At 73.4% G+C, this 14,736-nt stretch carries 15 protein-coding genes; 5 read left to right on the top strand and 10 right to left on the bottom strand.

The genetic code is table 11. The features are described 5' to 3' along the window. Window positions 1–103: 103 nt before the first annotated feature. From ACFWR9_RS33745 to ACFWR9_RS33720, 6 genes are all read right to left on the bottom strand, one after another. Window positions 104–304 carry a hypothetical protein gene (locus ACFWR9_RS33745; RefSeq protein WP_383848917.1) on the bottom strand — a complete coding sequence of 67 codons (201 nt, stop codon included), beginning with the start codon at window positions 302–304 and terminating at the stop codon, window positions 104–106. A gap of 2 nt (window positions 305–306) precedes the next feature. Further along, window positions 307–1,563, bottom strand: a complete 1,257-nt coding sequence (locus ACFWR9_RS33740; protein ID WP_383848914.1) for an MFS transporter — start codon at window positions 1,561–1,563, stop codon at window positions 307–309. Window positions 1,564–1,620: 57 nt separating this feature from the next. Next, window positions 1,621–3,063 (bottom strand): CitMHS family transporter, encoded by a 1,443-nt coding sequence (locus tag ACFWR9_RS33735; protein ID WP_383848913.1) that lies wholly within the window; start codon window positions 3,061–3,063, stop codon window positions 1,621–1,623. Between the two features lie 141 nt (window positions 3,064–3,204). Continuing rightward, window positions 3,205–5,616, bottom strand: a complete 2,412-nt coding sequence (locus tag ACFWR9_RS33730) for a molybdopterin-dependent oxidoreductase (protein ID WP_383848910.1) — start codon at window positions 5,614–5,616, stop codon at window positions 3,205–3,207. 106 nt (window positions 5,617–5,722) lie between these two features. Continuing rightward, complete coding sequence (locus tag ACFWR9_RS33725) at window positions 5,723–6,340, bottom strand: TetR family transcriptional regulator (RefSeq protein ID WP_383848907.1); 618 nt, start codon at window positions 6,338–6,340, stop codon at window positions 5,723–5,725. Window positions 6,341–6,347: 7 nt separating this feature from the next. After that, a complete protein-coding gene (locus tag ACFWR9_RS33720) occupies window positions 6,348–6,917 on the bottom strand; it encodes a hypothetical protein (RefSeq protein WP_383848906.1) in 570 nt (189 codons plus the stop codon). A 191-nt stretch (window positions 6,918–7,108) separates the two neighbouring features. Here ACFWR9_RS33720 and hmgA point away from each other — a divergent pair, with 191 nt between their 5' ends. The 3 genes from hmgA to ACFWR9_RS33705 are packed head-to-tail and all read left to right on the top strand — an operon-like array spanning window position 7,109 to window position 10,393. Next, window positions 7,109–8,434, top strand: a complete 1,326-nt coding sequence (hmgA, locus tag ACFWR9_RS33715) for a homogentisate 1,2-dioxygenase (protein WP_383848904.1) — start codon at window positions 7,109–7,111, stop codon at window positions 8,432–8,434. Between the two features lie 26 nt (window positions 8,435–8,460). After that, window positions 8,461–9,210 (top strand): GntR family transcriptional regulator, encoded by a 750-nt coding sequence (locus ACFWR9_RS33710; RefSeq protein ID WP_383848901.1) that lies wholly within the window; start codon window positions 8,461–8,463, stop codon window positions 9,208–9,210. A 22-nt stretch (window positions 9,211–9,232) separates the two neighbouring features. Then, a complete protein-coding gene (locus ACFWR9_RS33705) occupies window positions 9,233–10,393 on the top strand; it encodes a type ISP restriction/modification enzyme (protein ID WP_383848898.1) in 1,161 nt (386 codons plus the stop codon). 19 nt (window positions 10,394–10,412) lie between these two features. Here the strand turns inward: ACFWR9_RS33705 and ACFWR9_RS33700 are convergent, their stop codons facing one another. Beyond that, window positions 10,413–11,117, bottom strand: coding sequence for a TetR/AcrR family transcriptional regulator C-terminal domain-containing protein (locus ACFWR9_RS33700; protein ID WP_383848895.1), 705 nt, complete (start codon window positions 11,115–11,117; stop codon window positions 10,413–10,415). A 63-nt stretch (window positions 11,118–11,180) separates the two neighbouring features. Here ACFWR9_RS33700 and ACFWR9_RS33695 point away from each other — a divergent pair, with 63 nt between their 5' ends. Both ACFWR9_RS33695 and ACFWR9_RS33690 read left to right on the top strand, forming a co-directional pair. Beyond that, window positions 11,181–12,125, top strand: coding sequence for an ATP-binding cassette domain-containing protein (locus tag ACFWR9_RS33695; protein WP_383848892.1), 945 nt, complete (start codon window positions 11,181–11,183; stop codon window positions 12,123–12,125). Beyond that, a complete protein-coding gene (locus ACFWR9_RS33690) occupies window positions 12,122–12,937 on the top strand; it encodes an ABC transporter permease (protein WP_383848890.1) in 816 nt (271 codons plus the stop codon). Before ACFWR9_RS33695 ends, ACFWR9_RS33690 begins: the two co-directional genes overlap by 4 nt. 222 nt (window positions 12,938–13,159) lie before the next feature. Here the strand turns inward: ACFWR9_RS33690 and ACFWR9_RS33685 are convergent, their stop codons facing one another. From ACFWR9_RS33685 to ACFWR9_RS33675, 3 genes are all read right to left on the bottom strand, one after another. Then, complete coding sequence (locus tag ACFWR9_RS33685; RefSeq protein WP_383848887.1) at window positions 13,160–13,429, bottom strand: hypothetical protein; 270 nt, start codon at window positions 13,427–13,429, stop codon at window positions 13,160–13,162. A gap of 115 nt (window positions 13,430–13,544) precedes the next feature. Further along, entirely contained in the window at window positions 13,545–14,357 is an 813-nt protein-coding gene (locus tag ACFWR9_RS33680) for an anti-sigma factor domain-containing protein (protein ID WP_383848884.1), read from the bottom strand. Further along, the coding region (locus tag ACFWR9_RS33675) for a sigma-70 family RNA polymerase sigma factor (RefSeq protein WP_383848881.1) at window positions 14,354–14,736 on the bottom strand (383 nt) is incomplete at its 5' end. The genes ACFWR9_RS33680 and ACFWR9_RS33675, both read right to left, overlap by 4 nt.

Here is a 14,736-nt window from a genome sequence, read left to right as displayed (position 1 = left end):
GTGAGTCACGGAAGTTAACGGACAGTGCGCGGCCGGGGGAAGACGCCGGACCGGATCCCCCTCCATCGTCCAACTGGTGAGAAAGCGGACGATCGGATTCCCGTCAGCCGTCCCCGCCGCTGCTGCCGCTGCTGCTCCCGCCCCCGCGCGAACGACGGTTCGACGCGCGCAGCAGTTCGCCCGCCAGCAGGGTCGCCCTGGAGACCCCCCGCGTCCAGCGCGGGCCGCCCCGGGCCGCCCACACGACGCAGACACAGCCGCCTATGACCAGCAGCAGGATCGCGGACAGAAAGACGAGGATCATGCTCATCCCTTCGGTTCCCGACACGGCCGGCCACTGCCGGCCCGGTCCGTGCCATCCTGCCCGATCGCCGCGCGCCGCCGGCCGGCCGCACCCGCCGGCGGGGAGCGCAGCGCGACCCCCGAGGAGAGCAGGAGCAGTCCGCCGAGCATCACGAAGGGCGCGGCGACGCCCGCGACGCCCGCGATCAGTCCGGCCGCGGCGGGTGCGGCGACCTGGCCGAGGCGGTTGCCGGTCAGCCGCAGGGCGAGGGCGGTGGAACGCGCCTCGTCGGGGGCGGCCTGGACGACCGTCGTCATGGACAGCGGCTGGCCGACGCCGAGGCAGAAGCCGAGCACGACCAGCATCAGCGCGAGCGCCCACACCGGCACCGGCAGCGCGACCCCGGCGCACAGCAGGGCGGCCAGCAGACAGGTGACCGTGAGCAGCACCGTGCGGCCGAGCAGCCGCAGCAGGGGTGTCAGCACGAGCCGGCAGGCGATGGTGGCCGCCGCGCGCAGGCTGAGCAGGACGCCGATGACGGCCGGGGAGATGCCCCGGTGCTCGCCGACCACCGGCAGATAGGCGGTGAGGACGTCGGTCGCGGACAGCACCGACAGGCTGATCAGAATGCCCGCCGGCACGCCCCTGGCCCGCAGGATGCTCCCCACAGGTACGCGCGCGCCGCCCCGCTCCTTACCTGCTCCGGCGGCCCTCGGGTGCTCTATGCGCCACAGGGACGTGAAGGCGACCGCCGCGCCCGCGCCCGCCACCACCAGGGCCAGCGCGCTGCTGCCGGCCATGTCGGGGCCCCCGATCAGCGCGCCCGCCGCGATGGGGCCGATCAGCTGGCCGAGCGAGGCGCCGATGGTGAAGTGCCCGAAGTTGCGGTCCTGTTCGTGCGGCGCGGACTGGCGGGCGACCAGCGACTGGGCGCCGATGACGAAGCAGAGGTGACCGAGGCCCATGACACCGCTCCACAGGGCCATCGCCCACAGGGACCCGGCGACGCCGCTGAGCGCGCAGCCGCCGGCGATGAGCACCACGCCGACGGGCAGCAGGGGCGCGCAGCGGCCGTGGTCGGTACGGCGGCCCAGCGGGACGGCGGCGAACAGCGGCAGCAGCGCGTACACACCGGCGATGACGCCGACCGCGCGTTCGTCCGCGCCCAGCGCGAGGGCCCGGTAGGAGACGGCGGGCCGCGCCATCGACACGGCCCCCTGCGCGAAGCCGAAGGCGATGACGAGGCGGAGCAGCCAGCCGCGGTTCCCACCGGGCGTCATGATCGTGTCCTTCCTGTACGACTCACCGCGCAGCCGCCGCGGAAGCCGTTCCGATGATCAGATGATGCCGAACAGGATGCCCGCCGCGAGAATCACCAGGCTCGTCAGGACCGCCCACTTCACGACGAACCGCGTGTGGTCGCCGAACTCGACCTTCGCCATGCCGACCAGGACGTAGACGGCCGGGACGAGCGGGCTGGACATGTGCAGCGGCTGGCCGACGATCGAGGCGCGGGCGATCTCCAGCGTCGACACGCCGTGTGCGTGTCCGGCCTCGGCGAGCACGGGCAGGACGCCGAAGTAGAAGCCGTCGTTGGACATGAAGTAGGTGAGCGGCAGGCTCAGCAGGCCGGTGACCAGGCCCATGTGCGGGCCCATGCCGTCGGGGATGGTGTCCACGAGCCAGTTGGCCATGTGGTCGACCATGCCGGTGCCGGTGAGGACGCCGGTGAAGACGGCGGCGGCGAAGACCATGCCGGAGACGTTGAGCACGTTGTCGGCGTGGGCGGCGATCCGGGCCTTCTGGTCCGGTATGTGCGGGAAGTTCACGGTGAGCGCGAGCGCGGCGCCGAGCAGGAAGAGCACCGGGATCGGCAGCACCTCCATGATCATGGCGGTGAGCAGCGCGACCGTGAGCAGCACGTTGAACCAGTACAGCTTGGGGCGCAGGGTGGGCCGGTTCGGGTCGAGGCCCTTGAAGTCGTCGTCCGACGCCTCGTCCTGTCCGGCGGAGCCGCCGGGGCCGCCGGCACCCTCGGAGCGGTCCGCTCCGCCCGAGCCACCACGACCCGCACCGGCCTTGGCACCCGCACCCGCACCCGCACCGACCAGCACCGTCTCGCTCTCCGGCTCCGGCTCCCGCACCAGCGCCTCGTCCAGCGTCAGCGTGCCCACCCGCCGGCGCTCGCGCAGACCGAGCACGTACGACAGGGCGATGACCGCGAGCAGACCGACGGCCAGGGCGGGGATCATCGGGACGAAGATGTCGGTGGCGTCGACCTTGAGCGCGGTGGCGGCGCGGGCGGTGGGACCGCCCCAGGGCAGCGTGTTCATCACGCCGTTGGCCATCGCGGCGACGCCGGTCATCACGACCAGGCTCATCTTCAGCCGCTTGTACAGCGGATACATGGCCGAGACCGTGATCATGAAGGTGGTGGAGCCGTCGCCGTCGAGCGAGACGATCGCGGCGAGCAGCGCCGTACCGACGACGACGCGCATCGGGTCGGCCTTGCAGAACTTCAGGATGGCCCGGACGATCGGGTCGAAGAGCCCGACGTCGATCATCACCCCGAAGTAGACGATCGCGAACATGAGCATCGCCGCGGTGGGGGCGAGGCTGGACACGCCGTCGATGACGTAGTCGCCGAGGTGGGCACCCTTGCCGACGAACACGCAGAACAGCGCGGGAATCAGCACGAGCGCCGCGATCGGCGACATCTTCTTCGCCATGATCAGGACCAGGAAGGTCGCGATCATGGCGAAGCCGAGGATGGTCAGCATGTGTGAGTACCTAACGTTCGCCCTTGAACATTCCACCGGGGGCAGGCGGTGCGAGCGACGTTAGGTGCCGTGAAGTCGCGTTAACAAGACGTTGACGTGCGAGCAATAAGCGCAAAACTCCAGGTCACAGCTTTGCTCAGATCAGGGCGTGGCCACCGGGGTGAGTTTTACGGGTACGCCGTTGAGGACCGCGTTGCCCGAGAGCGGGTCGAGCAGGCTGCCGTCGAGGAGCTGGTTGACGTTGACGCCGGGTTCGGTGGCGGCGTGGGTCTGGCGGGTGCCGGGGCGGTCGTGGCCCCAGCCGTGCGGGAGGCTGACCACGCCGGGCCGGACGGTGTCGGTGACCTCGGCGGGGACGGTCACCTCTCCCCCGGGCCCCTGGACACGCACGGGCTGCGCGCCGCGTACGCCGAGCCGTCCGGCGTCGTCGGGATGGACGTGCAGGGTGCAGCGGTTGGAGCCGCCGGTGAGGGCCGGGATGTTGTGCATCCAGCTGTTGTTGGACCTGAGGTGCCGGCGGCCGACGAGGACGAGCCCGGAAGGGCGCTCGGCCAGGGCGTGCCGCAGGCGCGGCAGGTCGCCGGCGATCGGCTCCGGCAGCAGCTCCACCTTGCCGCTGCGGGTCTTCAGCGGCTGCGGCAGGCGTGGGCGCAGCGGGCCGAGGTCGATGCCGTGCGGGTGGGCGAGCAGGCGATCCAGGGTCAGCCCGTCGGGGCGTACGCCGAAGCCGTCACCGTAGGGGCCGAGGCGCAGCATCATGTCGAGCCGTCGCTCGGGGCCGTTCTCGCCGGTGAGCCGTGCGGTCAGGTCGCCGGGGTCGCGGCCGTGCACGGGTGAGTGCGGGTCGCGGACGGACTTGCCGAGGGTCTGCTCGATCACCATGGCGTCGACGGCGGACGGGTCGGCGCCGTGCCTGCCGGTGACGGCCAGGGTCAGCCGGGCCAGGATCTCGGTCTCGGCCATGCGGCCGGGCTCCAGCGGGACGGCGGGGCGGGTGTAGCGGACCTGGTTGCGGACGGCGAGGGTGTTGAACGCGAAGTCGTGGTGCGGGCTCTGCGCGGGCGGGGGCGGCGGCAGGACGACGTCGGCGTGGCGCGAGGTCTCGTTGAGGTAGGGGTCGACGCTGACCATGAAGTCGAGCGAGCCGAGCGCCTTGTCGAGTCGGTCGCCGTCGGGGGCGGAGAGCACGGGGTTGGCAGCGATGGTGATCAGCGCGCGGACCGGCTCGTCGGTGGCGGTGGCGGCGTCCGCGTCCGCGTCGGTGGCGGTGGCGGTGGCGGTAGCGGTGTCGGCGCCGGTGGCGGTAGCGGTGTCGGCGCCGGTGGCGGCGCCGGTGGCGGTGCCGGTGCGGGTGGCGGTGCCGGTGCGGGTGGCGGCGCCGGTGGCGGTGCCGGTGCGGGTGGCGGTGGCGGTGGCGGTATCGATCTCCTCCGCCAGGGCGGACAGGGGCAGTTCGCCCTTGGCCTCGGGGTGTCCGCTCACCCGGGAGCGCCAGCGGCCGAGCGCGAATCCGTGGCCGGGTCCGGCGGGGCGCGGGGTTCGGTCGGTGGCGGCCTGCGGGAAGAGGGCGCCGCCGGGCCGGTCGAGGTTGCCGGTGAGGATGTTGAGGACGTCCACGAGCCAGCTGGCGAGGGTGCCGTGCGGGACGGTGCAGCTGCCGATGCGGCCGTAGACGGCGCCGGTGCGGGCGGCGGCGAGTTCGCGGGCGAGGGCGCGCGTCACGCCGGCGTCCACGTCGCAGGCGGCGGCGACGGACTCGGGGGTGAAGTCGCGTACGGCGTCCCGGACTTCGTCGACCCCGATCACGTGCGGGGCGAGGGCGTCGAGGCCGACCAGGTCCTCTTCGTACAGCACGTGGACCATCGCGGCGAGCAGCAGGGCGTCGGTGCCGGGGCGGATCGCCACGTGCCGGTCGGCGAGCTTCGCGGTGCGGGTGCGGCGGGGGTCGATGACGGTGAGGGTGCCGCCGCGACCGCGCAGGGCCTTGAGCCGGCCGGGGAAGTCGGGCGCGGTGCACAGACTGCCGTTGGACTCCAGCGGGTTGGCGCCGATCAGCAGGAGGTGGTCGGTGTGGTCGAGGTCGGGTACCGGGATGGCGTTGGCGTCGCCGAAGAGCAGCCCGCTGGAGACGTGCTTGGGCATCTGGTCGACCGTGGACGCGGTGAAGAGGCTGCGGGTGCCGAGGGCGGCGAGCAGGACGGGCGGGTAGAGGGCGCCGGCCACGGTGTGCACGTTGGGGTTGCCGAGGACGAGGCCGACGGAGTGCGGTCCGTGCCGCTCGGCGACGGTGCGGACGCCGGCGGCGACCGCGTCGAAGGCCTCCTCCCAGGTGGCCTCGCGCAGTTCGCCGTCCCTGCGCACCAGCGGCGTGCGCAGCCGGTCGGGGTCGGAGTCGACGGCCCCGAAGGAGGCGCCCTTGGGGCAGATGAAGCCGTGGCTGAAGACGTCGTCGCGGTCGCCGCGGGCGGCGGTGACCTCGGTGCCGTCGATGGTGAGGGCCAGGCCGCAGGTGGCCTCGCACAGGGGGCAGATACGCAGGGCGGTGCGGGACACGGGTCCTCCCGGAGGGCGGCGTCGCTCTTGCCGCGAGCATACCGACCGGTAGGCATGTTGGGGAGCCCCTGCGATCCCTGCGCGAACGGCCGCACGGCGCGGTACGTCAGTCGAGCACGCGCCCCAGATACGCCCGGAGCAGCTCCCGCGCCTCCTCGATGATCTTCTCGTCCCCGTCCGGCGCGACCCGGAAGGCGAGCTGGACGAGGGTGTCGGCGGTCTCCACGGCGACGAGGAAGACGCGGCGCAGATCGTCGTCGGGGCGGCGGCCGAGGTAGCCGGAGAGCAGCTCCGTGAGCCGCTCGGCGACGCGGTGGTTGGGGACGGTGGCCCGGTCGCCGACCGGGATCTGGTTGCCGAAGTCGATCAGGGAGAAGCCGGGGGCGGTCCGCTTCATCGCGAGGTACTCGTCGAGCACCGCGTCCAGGGCGCCGCGCCAGCCGCCGTCGCCCGTCTCCGTGAGCCGTTCGGTCACGCGTTCCGCGTAGCGCTCCAGGTTGCGCTGGGCCAGCGCGTCGGCCATCTGCCGCTTGTTGCCGAAGAAGCGGTACACCGACCCGATGGGGACGTCCGCGCGCAGCGCCACGGCCCGGGTGCTCAGGGCGTCGTAGCCCACCTCGTCGAGGAGGTCGGCGCAGGCGTCGAGGATCCTGGTCAGCCGTTCGGCGCTGCGCCGCTGCACGGGGGCGCGGCGGAGCGGGGTCGCGTGGGACACGGTCCTCATGATGCCCTCACCGTGCCGTCGCGGGTGTGGGAACCGTCCGGCCCTCGATCTCCTCGGGCTCCGTCGCCTCCGTCGGCTCGGTGTCCGACGCCGTGATGTCCGCCGTACTCTCGACGGGCTCACCGTCGACGGCCCAGACGGTGTCGTCGTCGGCGTACAGCCGGACCGTGACCTGGTGGGTGCCGCGCGGGACCAGGTCGGCGGTGAGCCGGTACTCCGGGCCGCGCAGGCGGGTGAGGAGGTCGCCGTCGAGGAAGAGGTGGGCGACGCCCCGGCCGGGCACCGCCTCGGCGTCCGTGCCGTCCGGCGAGAACCTGAAGCCGCGGACGGTCAGGCGTACGTCCCAGCTGTCGTCGTTCTCGGGCTGCACCTCGATGCCGACCTCGGGCGCCTGCTCGGCGTCCACCTCCCGGTAGCGCCGGCCCTGCTCGTCGGTGGTGTCGAGCAGCCTGCCCACCGGGGTGGCCGACTCCCCGGCCTCCGGTTCTCCGTCATCGCCCGAGCCGCAGCCCGCGGATCCGGTCAACAGCAGGACGCAGACCGCGAGCACGGCGAGCACTCCCCGCGTCCACGACATGACGCGAGACTAGAACACGGGTCCGACAGTCCGGATCCCCCGGGGGCCTGGTTCCGGTCATCCTTCAGGAGGAGGCGCGCGCCGGACGGGGAAGAACCGGGACGCACCGGGAAGACCCGTACGCCCTCTTGCGCGCGAGAAACCGCAATCCTACGGTGTGCCATAGGAATCGGGTTGCGAGGGAGCGATCAATGAGCGGGGACGCGCGGAAGACCGCGGAGGGGCTGGCCTATCTGTCCGGTTTCGGCAACGAGCACAGCTCGGAGGCCGTCGCGGGCGCACTGCCCGAGGGCCGGAACTCGCCGCAGCGGGCGCCGCTCGGGCTGTACGCGGAGCAGTTGAGCGGCACGGCGTTCACCGAGCCCCGGGCGCACAACCGGCGTTCGTGGCTGTACCGGATCCGCCCCTCGGCCGCCCACCCGGCGTTCACCCGCGCGGGCAACGGCGCGATCCGCACCGCGCCCTTCGCCCAGGCCGTGCCGGACCCGAACCGGCTGCGCTGGAACCCGCTGCCGGAGCCGGCGGCCGGGACGGACTTCGTCGCGGGCCTGTGGACGCTCGGCGGCAACGGCGACGCGACCCAGCGCACCGGCATGGCCGTGCACCTGTACCACGCGACGGCCTCCATGGAGCGCGTGTTCAGTGACTCCGACGGCGAGCTGCTCATCGTCCCGGAGCGCGGCGGCCTGCTGCTGCGCACCGAGTTCGGGCTGCTGCACGCCGAGCCCGGCCATGTGGCGCTGATCCCGCGCGGGGTGCGCTTCCGGGTGGAGCTGCTGGACGCCGACGCCCGCGGCTACGTCTGCGAGAACTACGGCGCCCCCCTCCAGCTGCCGGACCTCGGCCCGATCGGCGCCAACGGCCTGGCGAACGCGCGGGACTTCATGGCACCGGTCGCCGCCTACGAGGACGACGGGGACACGCCGGGTCCGGTGGAGGTGGTCAACAAGTTCTGCGGCAACCTCTGGACGGCCGAGTACGACCACTCCCCGCTGGACGTCGTCGCCTGGCACGGCAACCACGTGCCGTACGTCTACGACCTGCGCCGCTTCAACGTCATCGGCACCATCTCGTACGACCACCCGGACCCGTCCATCTTCACGGTGCTCACCTCACCGTCGGACACCCCCGGCCTCGCGGGCGTCGACTTCGTGGTCTTCGCGCCGCGCTGGCTGGTGGGCGAGGACACCTTCCGGCCGCCGTACTTCCACCGGAACGTGATGAGCGAGTACATGGGCCTGATCGAGGGCGCCTACGACGCCAAGGCGGAAGGCTTCGTGCCGGGCGGCGGCTCGCTGCACAACATGATGTCGGCGCACGGCCCGGACCGGGAGACCTTCGACCGGGCGAGCGCCGCCGCACTGAAGCCGCAGCGGATCGACGACGGCCTGGCGTTCATGTTCGAGACCCGGTGGCCGGTGACCCTCACCCCCCAGGCGGCCCGCGCCGAGCACCTGCAACCCGGCTACGACGACGTCTGGCAGGGCCTGGAGCGTCACTTCCGCCCCTTGCACTGAGGTTTCCCTACCGGTACGGATGGCCCGTGACCTCCTTCGCCCCGGACTCCATCGTCCTGAACCGCAAGCTGCCGCTGTGGTACCAGGTGTCGCAGTCGCTGCGCGCCTCGATACTCGGCCGCTCGCCCCGGGACCCGCTGCGGCTGCCCACCGAGGAGCAGTTGGCCGGTCACTACGGGGTGAGCGTGCTGACCATGCGGCAGGCGCTCAAGGAGCTGGAGGACGAGGGGCTGATCACCCGGCACCGCCGGCGCGGCACGTTCATCGAGCCCGACGCCCGGCGGGGCGCCCCCGTGCGGCTGCTGGGTTCGGTGGACGCGATCGTGGCGCAGCAGTCCGGCATGAAGGCCGAACTGCTGGACCACGGCACGGTGCCGGTGCCGCCCGAGGTCGCCGAGTACTTCCCCGAGTCGCCGAACGTGGGGACGTACCACCGGCTGCGCTGCGACGAGACGACGGGCGAGCCCACCAACCACGCCCGCAACTACGTCCGTCCCGAACTGGCCGCCCGCATCGACGTGGACGACCTCGCCAGATGGCCGATGACCAAGGTGCTGCGGGACGTGGTCGGGATCGACATCAGCCGGATCACGGACACCGTGGAGGCCCGGCTCGCCGACCCGGAGACGGCCCGGCTGCTCGAAGTCCCGCTGCTCAGCCCGATCCTGCACTACACGGGCGTCACCTACGACACCGCGGGCCGGGTACTGGACGTGGCGGTCATCCACTACCGGGGCGACCGGTTCTCCTTCACGGTCACCCTGGACGCCACATGAGGCCGTGCCGTCCCGTCGTACGATGCCCGGCGTGACGCACGACGACGCTCCGCCGCTGGCGGACCTCATGCCGTGGTCCGTCGCACCGCCACGGCTCGGCCGGGGGTGGCCGACGGCGCCCGACGCGGCGTCCCTGAAGGCCCGCTGGGACGCGCTGGTGAAGGCCGAGGGCGCCGACCGCGCGGCCCTGTTCGAGCCGACCCGCTCCCGCACCCCGTACACGGCGGTCGGACGGCTGCCGGGCGGCGCCGGGGGCACCGAGCGGCTGGCGCGCGCCTCGGGGCCGTGCCCGGAGCCGCTGCGGGTGCTGCGCGCGCCCTTCGACGAGCAGTGGCTGATTCCCGACCACCGGCTGATCGACGCGGCCCGCCCGGAGCTGTGGCGGGTGGCGGACGAGCGGCAGGTGTTCGTCGTGGAGGCGCCCGAGGCCACCGGCCCGCCGCTGCTCCTCGCCGGCTCCCGGCTGCCGTTGTTCGGCCCCGCCCGGATCCGCCCGCTGTACCGCAGGCCCGGCGGCGCGGAGCCCAACCTGGCCCCGGGCCTCCTGGAGCACCTCGCCGCCCGGCTCGGGCGGCCGGTCGCGCCGCTGGACGTGCTGGCCTGGTCGGTCGCGGCCGTGCGGCCCGGCGGGACGGTCCCGTTCACCGCGGACCCCGCGTTGTGGGAGCGGGGCGTCGAGCTGGGGCGGCGCGCGCTGTGGCTGATGCTGCGCGACGGCGAACGCCCCAAGCTGCCGGGCGGGCGCCGCCCGTACGTCCGTGCCCCGCTGCCCGCGCGCCCGCTGACCTTGCGCTACGACCCGGACGACGAGGTCCTGCACCTGGACGAGGGCCGCGTCTCCCCCGTGCCGCCCGGCGCCTGGGAGTTCGAGGTGGGCGGGGTCCGGGTGCTGGAGCAGTGGTTCGCGGCCCGCACCGCCGAGGGCGAGCCGGGCACGCTGGCGGCGATCCGCCCGGCGGCCTGGCCGCAGACCTGGACGTCCGAGCTGCTGGAGCTGATCACCGTCCTCACCCTGCTCGGCGAAGTGCGCTCCGGGTATGCGGAGTTGACGGTGACGGCAAAGATCACGGCGGCGGAGCTGCGCGAGGCGGGCGTGCTGCCGGTGCCCGCGTCGGCCCGCCGGCCGGCCTCCGTGCTGGACGGCCGGGAGGAGGGGCCGGAGGGACAGCTGGCGCTGCTGTAGCAGTCCCCGGCCCCGGCGCTCAGGAAAAGCCGTCCAGCACCCTGGTCAGCGCCCGCTCGAAGACCGCCTCCAGGTCGATCGGACCCGCGTCCTCGGCGAAGGTCGCGGCCAGCCGCGGATAGGCGCCGCTCGCGAGCCGCCCGCCCAGGTAGGCGATGCGCGTCGCGTCCTCCTGTTCCTGCGACCAGGGCAGCGACCGGGTGCGCTCCACGGTGGAGATCTCGTTGGTGACGTAGGTCGTCACGACGCCGTTCACCATCGCGACCAGCTCCATCTTGGTGCCCGGGGGCGCGTCGAAGGGGTCGAGGCAGGTCAGGCAGTGTTCCAGGTAGCGCAGGGCGTTGGGGCTGAAGCCGTAGACCGGGGACATCAGGCGGGGCAGCCAGGTGTGGCGGTGCATCAGCGCGCGGGTCTGGTGGGCCACCCGGATCATGTCGGCGCGCCAGTCGCCGCTCGGTTCCCACAGCTCGTGCTCGCCGCTGACCGCGTCCATCATCAGCTCGTACAGGTCCTCCTTGCGGGGGACGTAGTTGTAGAGCGACATCGTGCCGCAGCCCAGCGCGGCGGCGACGTGCCGCATCGAGACCGCGTCCAGCCCCTCGGCGTCGGCGATCCGCACCGCGGCGGCGGCGATGTCGGCACGGGTGTACGCCGGTCTCGGCCCCCGGCCGGTGCGCTCGGGGCGCGACCAGATCACTTCGGGTACGGCCGCTCGGCCCGCCATCGTTCATCACCTCGGCCACCATCCTAGTTACGTACAGCGTACGTAGTGCGCTATGGTCGTCCCATGACTACTACGTACGCTGTACTTAGTGAGGGTCTGGAGAAGCGCTTCGGCGAGGTGCGCGCGCTCCGCGGCCTGGATCTGGCCGTGGCCGAGGGCACGGTGTGCGGACTGCTCGGGCCGAACGGAGCGGGCAAGACCACGGCGGTGCGGCTGCTGACGACGCTGCTGCGGCCGGACGCGGGGTCGGCCCGGATCGCCGGGCACGATCTCGTCCGCGAGGCGGCCGCGGTGCGGCGCCGGATCGGGGTCACCGGGCAGTACGCGTCGGTGGACGGGGACCTCACCGGACGCCAGAACCTGCGGCTGTTCGCCCGCCTGCACCGGGTGCCGGACGCGGCGGCGCGGACCGGTGAACTGCTCGACCGCTTCGGTCTGACCGAGGCCGCCGACCGGCCCGCGTCCACCCTGTCCGGCGGCATGCGGCGCCGTCTCGACCTGGCGGCGAGCCTCGTCCGCCGCCCCGACGTGCTCTTCCTGGACGAGCCGACGACCGGCCTGGACCCGGCAAGCCGCAACCGGATCTGGGACGCCGTGCGCGCCCTGAAGGAGGACGGCACGACCGTGCTGCTCACCACGCAGTACCTGGAGGAGGCCGACCGCCTCGCCGACGACATCGCCCTGGTGGACCGGGGCCGGGTCGCGCACACGGGGTCGCCGGCCGAACTCAAGGCGCTGGTGGGGGCGTACGCGGAGGCCGTCGTCGCCCACCCGGACGCCATGGCGCGGGCGGCGGGCGTCCTGGACCGCCTCACGGGGACGGAGCCGGCGCTGGACCACGACCGGCGCACGGTCGGCGCGGTCAGCACGGACGCGACGCTGACCCTGCCGCGCCTGGTGCGCGAACTCGACGCGGCCGGGGTGCCGCTGGTGGACGCGAGCCTGCGGCCGCCGACCCTCGACGACGTCTTTCTCCGCCTGACCGACAGCAAGGAGCTGGTGGCATGAGCACGGCGACAAGGCCGGGGCAGCCGGGGCCGTACGGCCTGGCGTACGACGGATCGGCCATGCTGGGCCGCCAGTTGCGGCGGCTCCGGAACAATCCGGGCCTGCTGATCCTCACCCAGACGATGCCGGTCACGATGCTGCTGTTCTTCGGCTACGTCTTCGGCAGCGCGCTGGCGATGCCGGGCGAGGAGTACCGCTCCTTCCTGGTGCCGGGCCTGCTGGTCGCGACGGCCGCGAACGGCATCATGACCGGCATGTTCCAGGCCGCCCAGGACACCCACCGGGGCGTGACGGACCGCCTGCGCACCCTGCCGGTGAGCCGGGCCGCCGTGCCGCTCGGGCAGTCGGTGGCGGACGTGCTCGTCACGGCGGCGGGGACGGTGCCGCTGCTGCTGGTGGGTCTCGCGGTGGGGTGGCGGATCGAGGGCGGCGCGGCCGGCGCGGTGGGTGCGGTGGGGCTGTTGCTGCTGTTCCGGTTCGCGACGACGTGGATCGGGATCTTCCTGGGGCTGCTCACCCGGAGTGAGGAGGCCGCCGGTCAACTGGGCGGCGCGACCTTCATCCTGCCGTTGCTCTCCAACGCGTACATCCCGACCGACGGTCTGCCCGGCTGGCTGCGCACGGTGGCCGAGTGGAATCCGATCAGCGCGGTGACGACGGCGCTGCGTGACCTGTTCGGCAACGCGCCGGTGCCGGACGGGGCGGCGTGGCCGGTGGCGCATCCCGTGGCCGGATCATTGGCCTGGTGCGCGCTGCTGCTGGCGGTGTTCGTCCCGCTCGCCGTACGCCGGTACGCGCGCGGCGAGCGCTGAGCACGCCGGTGGGCGCCACCGCCGGGCGGGAGGCTGCGGGTCGCGGGCCTGGGACCTGACGGGTCTACGGGTCTACGGGTCTACGGGTCTACGGGCCTACGGGACAGGCGTACGGGAAACACCCGCGCTCGGGAACACACCGGGGCGCCGCTGCGTGCCGTGGGGATGACGGACGAGTGCGCGGCGCCGCGCCGGGACGGTGTGGCCTCCGGAGCGCGGGCCTCAGTTGCCGCCGAACAGCGAGCGGCGCAGTCGGCGCAGTGGCGCGAACAGCGAGACCCGGCGCACCCTGGCGCCCCTGCTGCTGCGCTTGTGCGCGGGCTCACGCGCAGTCAGCTCACGCATCAGCGACGTCGCCTCCAGGGTCTCCCGCTGTGGGAGGGCGGGCCCTCCGAGCACCGCGAGATGCCGGTCGAGACGCGAGCTGCTCGCGCTGCTCTTGCAGGTGATCGCAGGCACCCTTGCCCTGCTGCGCACTGTTATCTGTTCCATGTCACTCCCCACCCGTACGAGTCCACCCGGCCCGGGCAGGGTAACCCTATCGCCCCGGTACGGGATGCGTGTATCGCGGTCACAGGATTCACCTTCCCCGTAAGGGGGTTGACGATTACTCTCCGAATCCGGCAGATTCCAGGGCGAGTTGGACAACCGGGCTGCTGGTCGGCCGGACCGACCCCCCTGCGGGCTCGACGGTCACCGCGAGTGACGTCGCGGACCGGTTCAGACCGGACGCGATCAGGGGCGTGTCGCCGTCCAGGAGCCCGAGGGAACGCGGCCCGGCGCCGGGGCGCACGAGCCACAGTTGGTGCACGCGGTCGCCCGGCGGCTCGCCGTATCCGCTCAGGGTGACCACCGCGCGCCCCTCGGCGGCGGAGGCGACCACTCCGATGCCGCGGCCGCGGTCGTCCGTGCCGCTCGTCGCGCGGGCGTCCGGAGCCGCGAGAACGTGGGCGATCTCACGTGCCCGGTCCCGCGCCGTGTCCAACTCGTCCCGGGTCCGGTCCGCCTGCACGGCGAAGAGCGAGGCGACCACGAGCGCCGCGGCGGCCGTCACCGTGGCGAACGGCACCAGCAGGGGACGCGGCCGGACCGCGCGGGACCGCTCCGGCGTCCGCCGGCCCTCCCACACGTGGGCGGGCAGCCGGAGCGCGGGCCCGCTGCCGGCCGCGGGCTCCTGCGGGGTGGTGCGTACGGCGGCCAGGACCCGTTCGCGCAGGGCGGCCGGTGCCGGGGCGGCCGTGGACCAGGCCAGCCGGACGGCGTCCTCGGACAGGGCCCGCACCTCGGCGGCGCACCGGTCGCATCCGTCCAGGTGCCGTTCGAAGCGGACCCGTTCGGCGCCTTCCAGGGCGTCCAGGGCGTAGGGGGCGGCGAGGGAGTGCAGGTCGCCGCGGCGGGACAGCCGGCCGAGGAGGCTCATGCGGTACCTCCGAGGCAGTCGCGCAGGCGGCCTAGTCCGTCCCGCATCCGCGTCTTCACCGTGCCCAGCGGCAGGGAGAGGCGCTCGGCCACCTCCCGGTAGGTGTAGCCGTCGTAGTAGGCGAGGGTGACCGACTGGCGTTGCAGGGCGGTCAGCCGGTCCAGGCAGCGGCGCACCCACTCGCGTTCGAGACCCGCCTCGACCTCCTCGGAGACCTGGTCGAAGGCGGGGTGGTGGGCGCGCCTCGCCTCGCGCCGCTCGCGTTCGCCGGCCGCGCGGGCGCTGCGCACCCGGTCGACGGCGCGGCGGTGGGCGACGGTGAGGATCCACGACAGGGCACTGCCGCGGCGCGGGGGGAACACCCCCCCCGCCCCCCCCC

Origin of the sequence: Streptomyces sp. NPDC058534 (assembly GCF_042717365.1) — a bacterium.
Taxonomy (GTDB): domain Bacteria; phylum Actinomycetota; class Actinomycetes; order Streptomycetales; family Streptomycetaceae; genus Streptomyces.
Note: the sequence above shows the minus strand (reverse complement) of the source record. Positions and strands in the feature narration are given on the sequence as shown.

Bases quoted from the DNA above. Each gene is read 5' to 3' on its own strand.
- ACFWR9_RS33695 (WP_383848892.1), top strand. From the start codon at position 11,181: ATGACTACTACGTACGCTGTACTTAGTGAGGGTCTGGAGAAGCGCTTC.
- ACFWR9_RS33745 (WP_383848917.1), bottom strand. From the start codon at position 304: ATGATCCTCGTCTTTCTGTCCGCGATCCTGCTGCTGGTCATAGGCGGC.
- ACFWR9_RS33740 (WP_383848914.1), bottom strand. From the start codon at position 1,563: ATGACGCCCGGTGGGAACCGCGGCTGGCTGCTCCGCCTCGTCATCGCC.
- ACFWR9_RS33705 (WP_383848898.1), top strand. From the start codon at position 9,233: ATGCCCGGCGTGACGCACGACGACGCTCCGCCGCTGGCGGACCTCATG.
- ACFWR9_RS33700 (WP_383848895.1), bottom strand. From the start codon at position 11,117: ATGGCGGGCCGAGCGGCCGTACCCGAAGTGATCTGGTCGCGCCCCGAG.
- ACFWR9_RS33720 (WP_383848906.1), bottom strand. From the start codon at position 6,917: ATGTCGTGGACGCGGGGAGTGCTCGCCGTGCTCGCGGTCTGCGTCCTG.
- hmgA (WP_383848904.1), top strand. From the start codon at position 7,109: ATGAGCGGGGACGCGCGGAAGACCGCGGAGGGGCTGGCCTATCTGTCC.
- ACFWR9_RS33735 (WP_383848913.1), bottom strand. From the start codon at position 3,063: ATGCTGACCATCCTCGGCTTCGCCATGATCGCGACCTTCCTGGTCCTG.
- ACFWR9_RS33725 (WP_383848907.1), bottom strand. From the start codon at position 6,340: ATGAGGACCGTGTCCCACGCGACCCCGCTCCGCCGCGCCCCCGTGCAG.
- ACFWR9_RS33685 (WP_383848887.1), bottom strand. From the start codon at position 13,429: ATGGAACAGATAACAGTGCGCAGCAGGGCAAGGGTGCCTGCGATCACC.
- ACFWR9_RS33690 (WP_383848890.1), top strand. From the start codon at position 12,122: ATGAGCACGGCGACAAGGCCGGGGCAGCCGGGGCCGTACGGCCTGGCG.
- ACFWR9_RS33680 (WP_383848884.1), bottom strand. From the start codon at position 14,357: ATGAGCCTCCTCGGCCGGCTGTCCCGCCGCGGCGACCTGCACTCCCTC.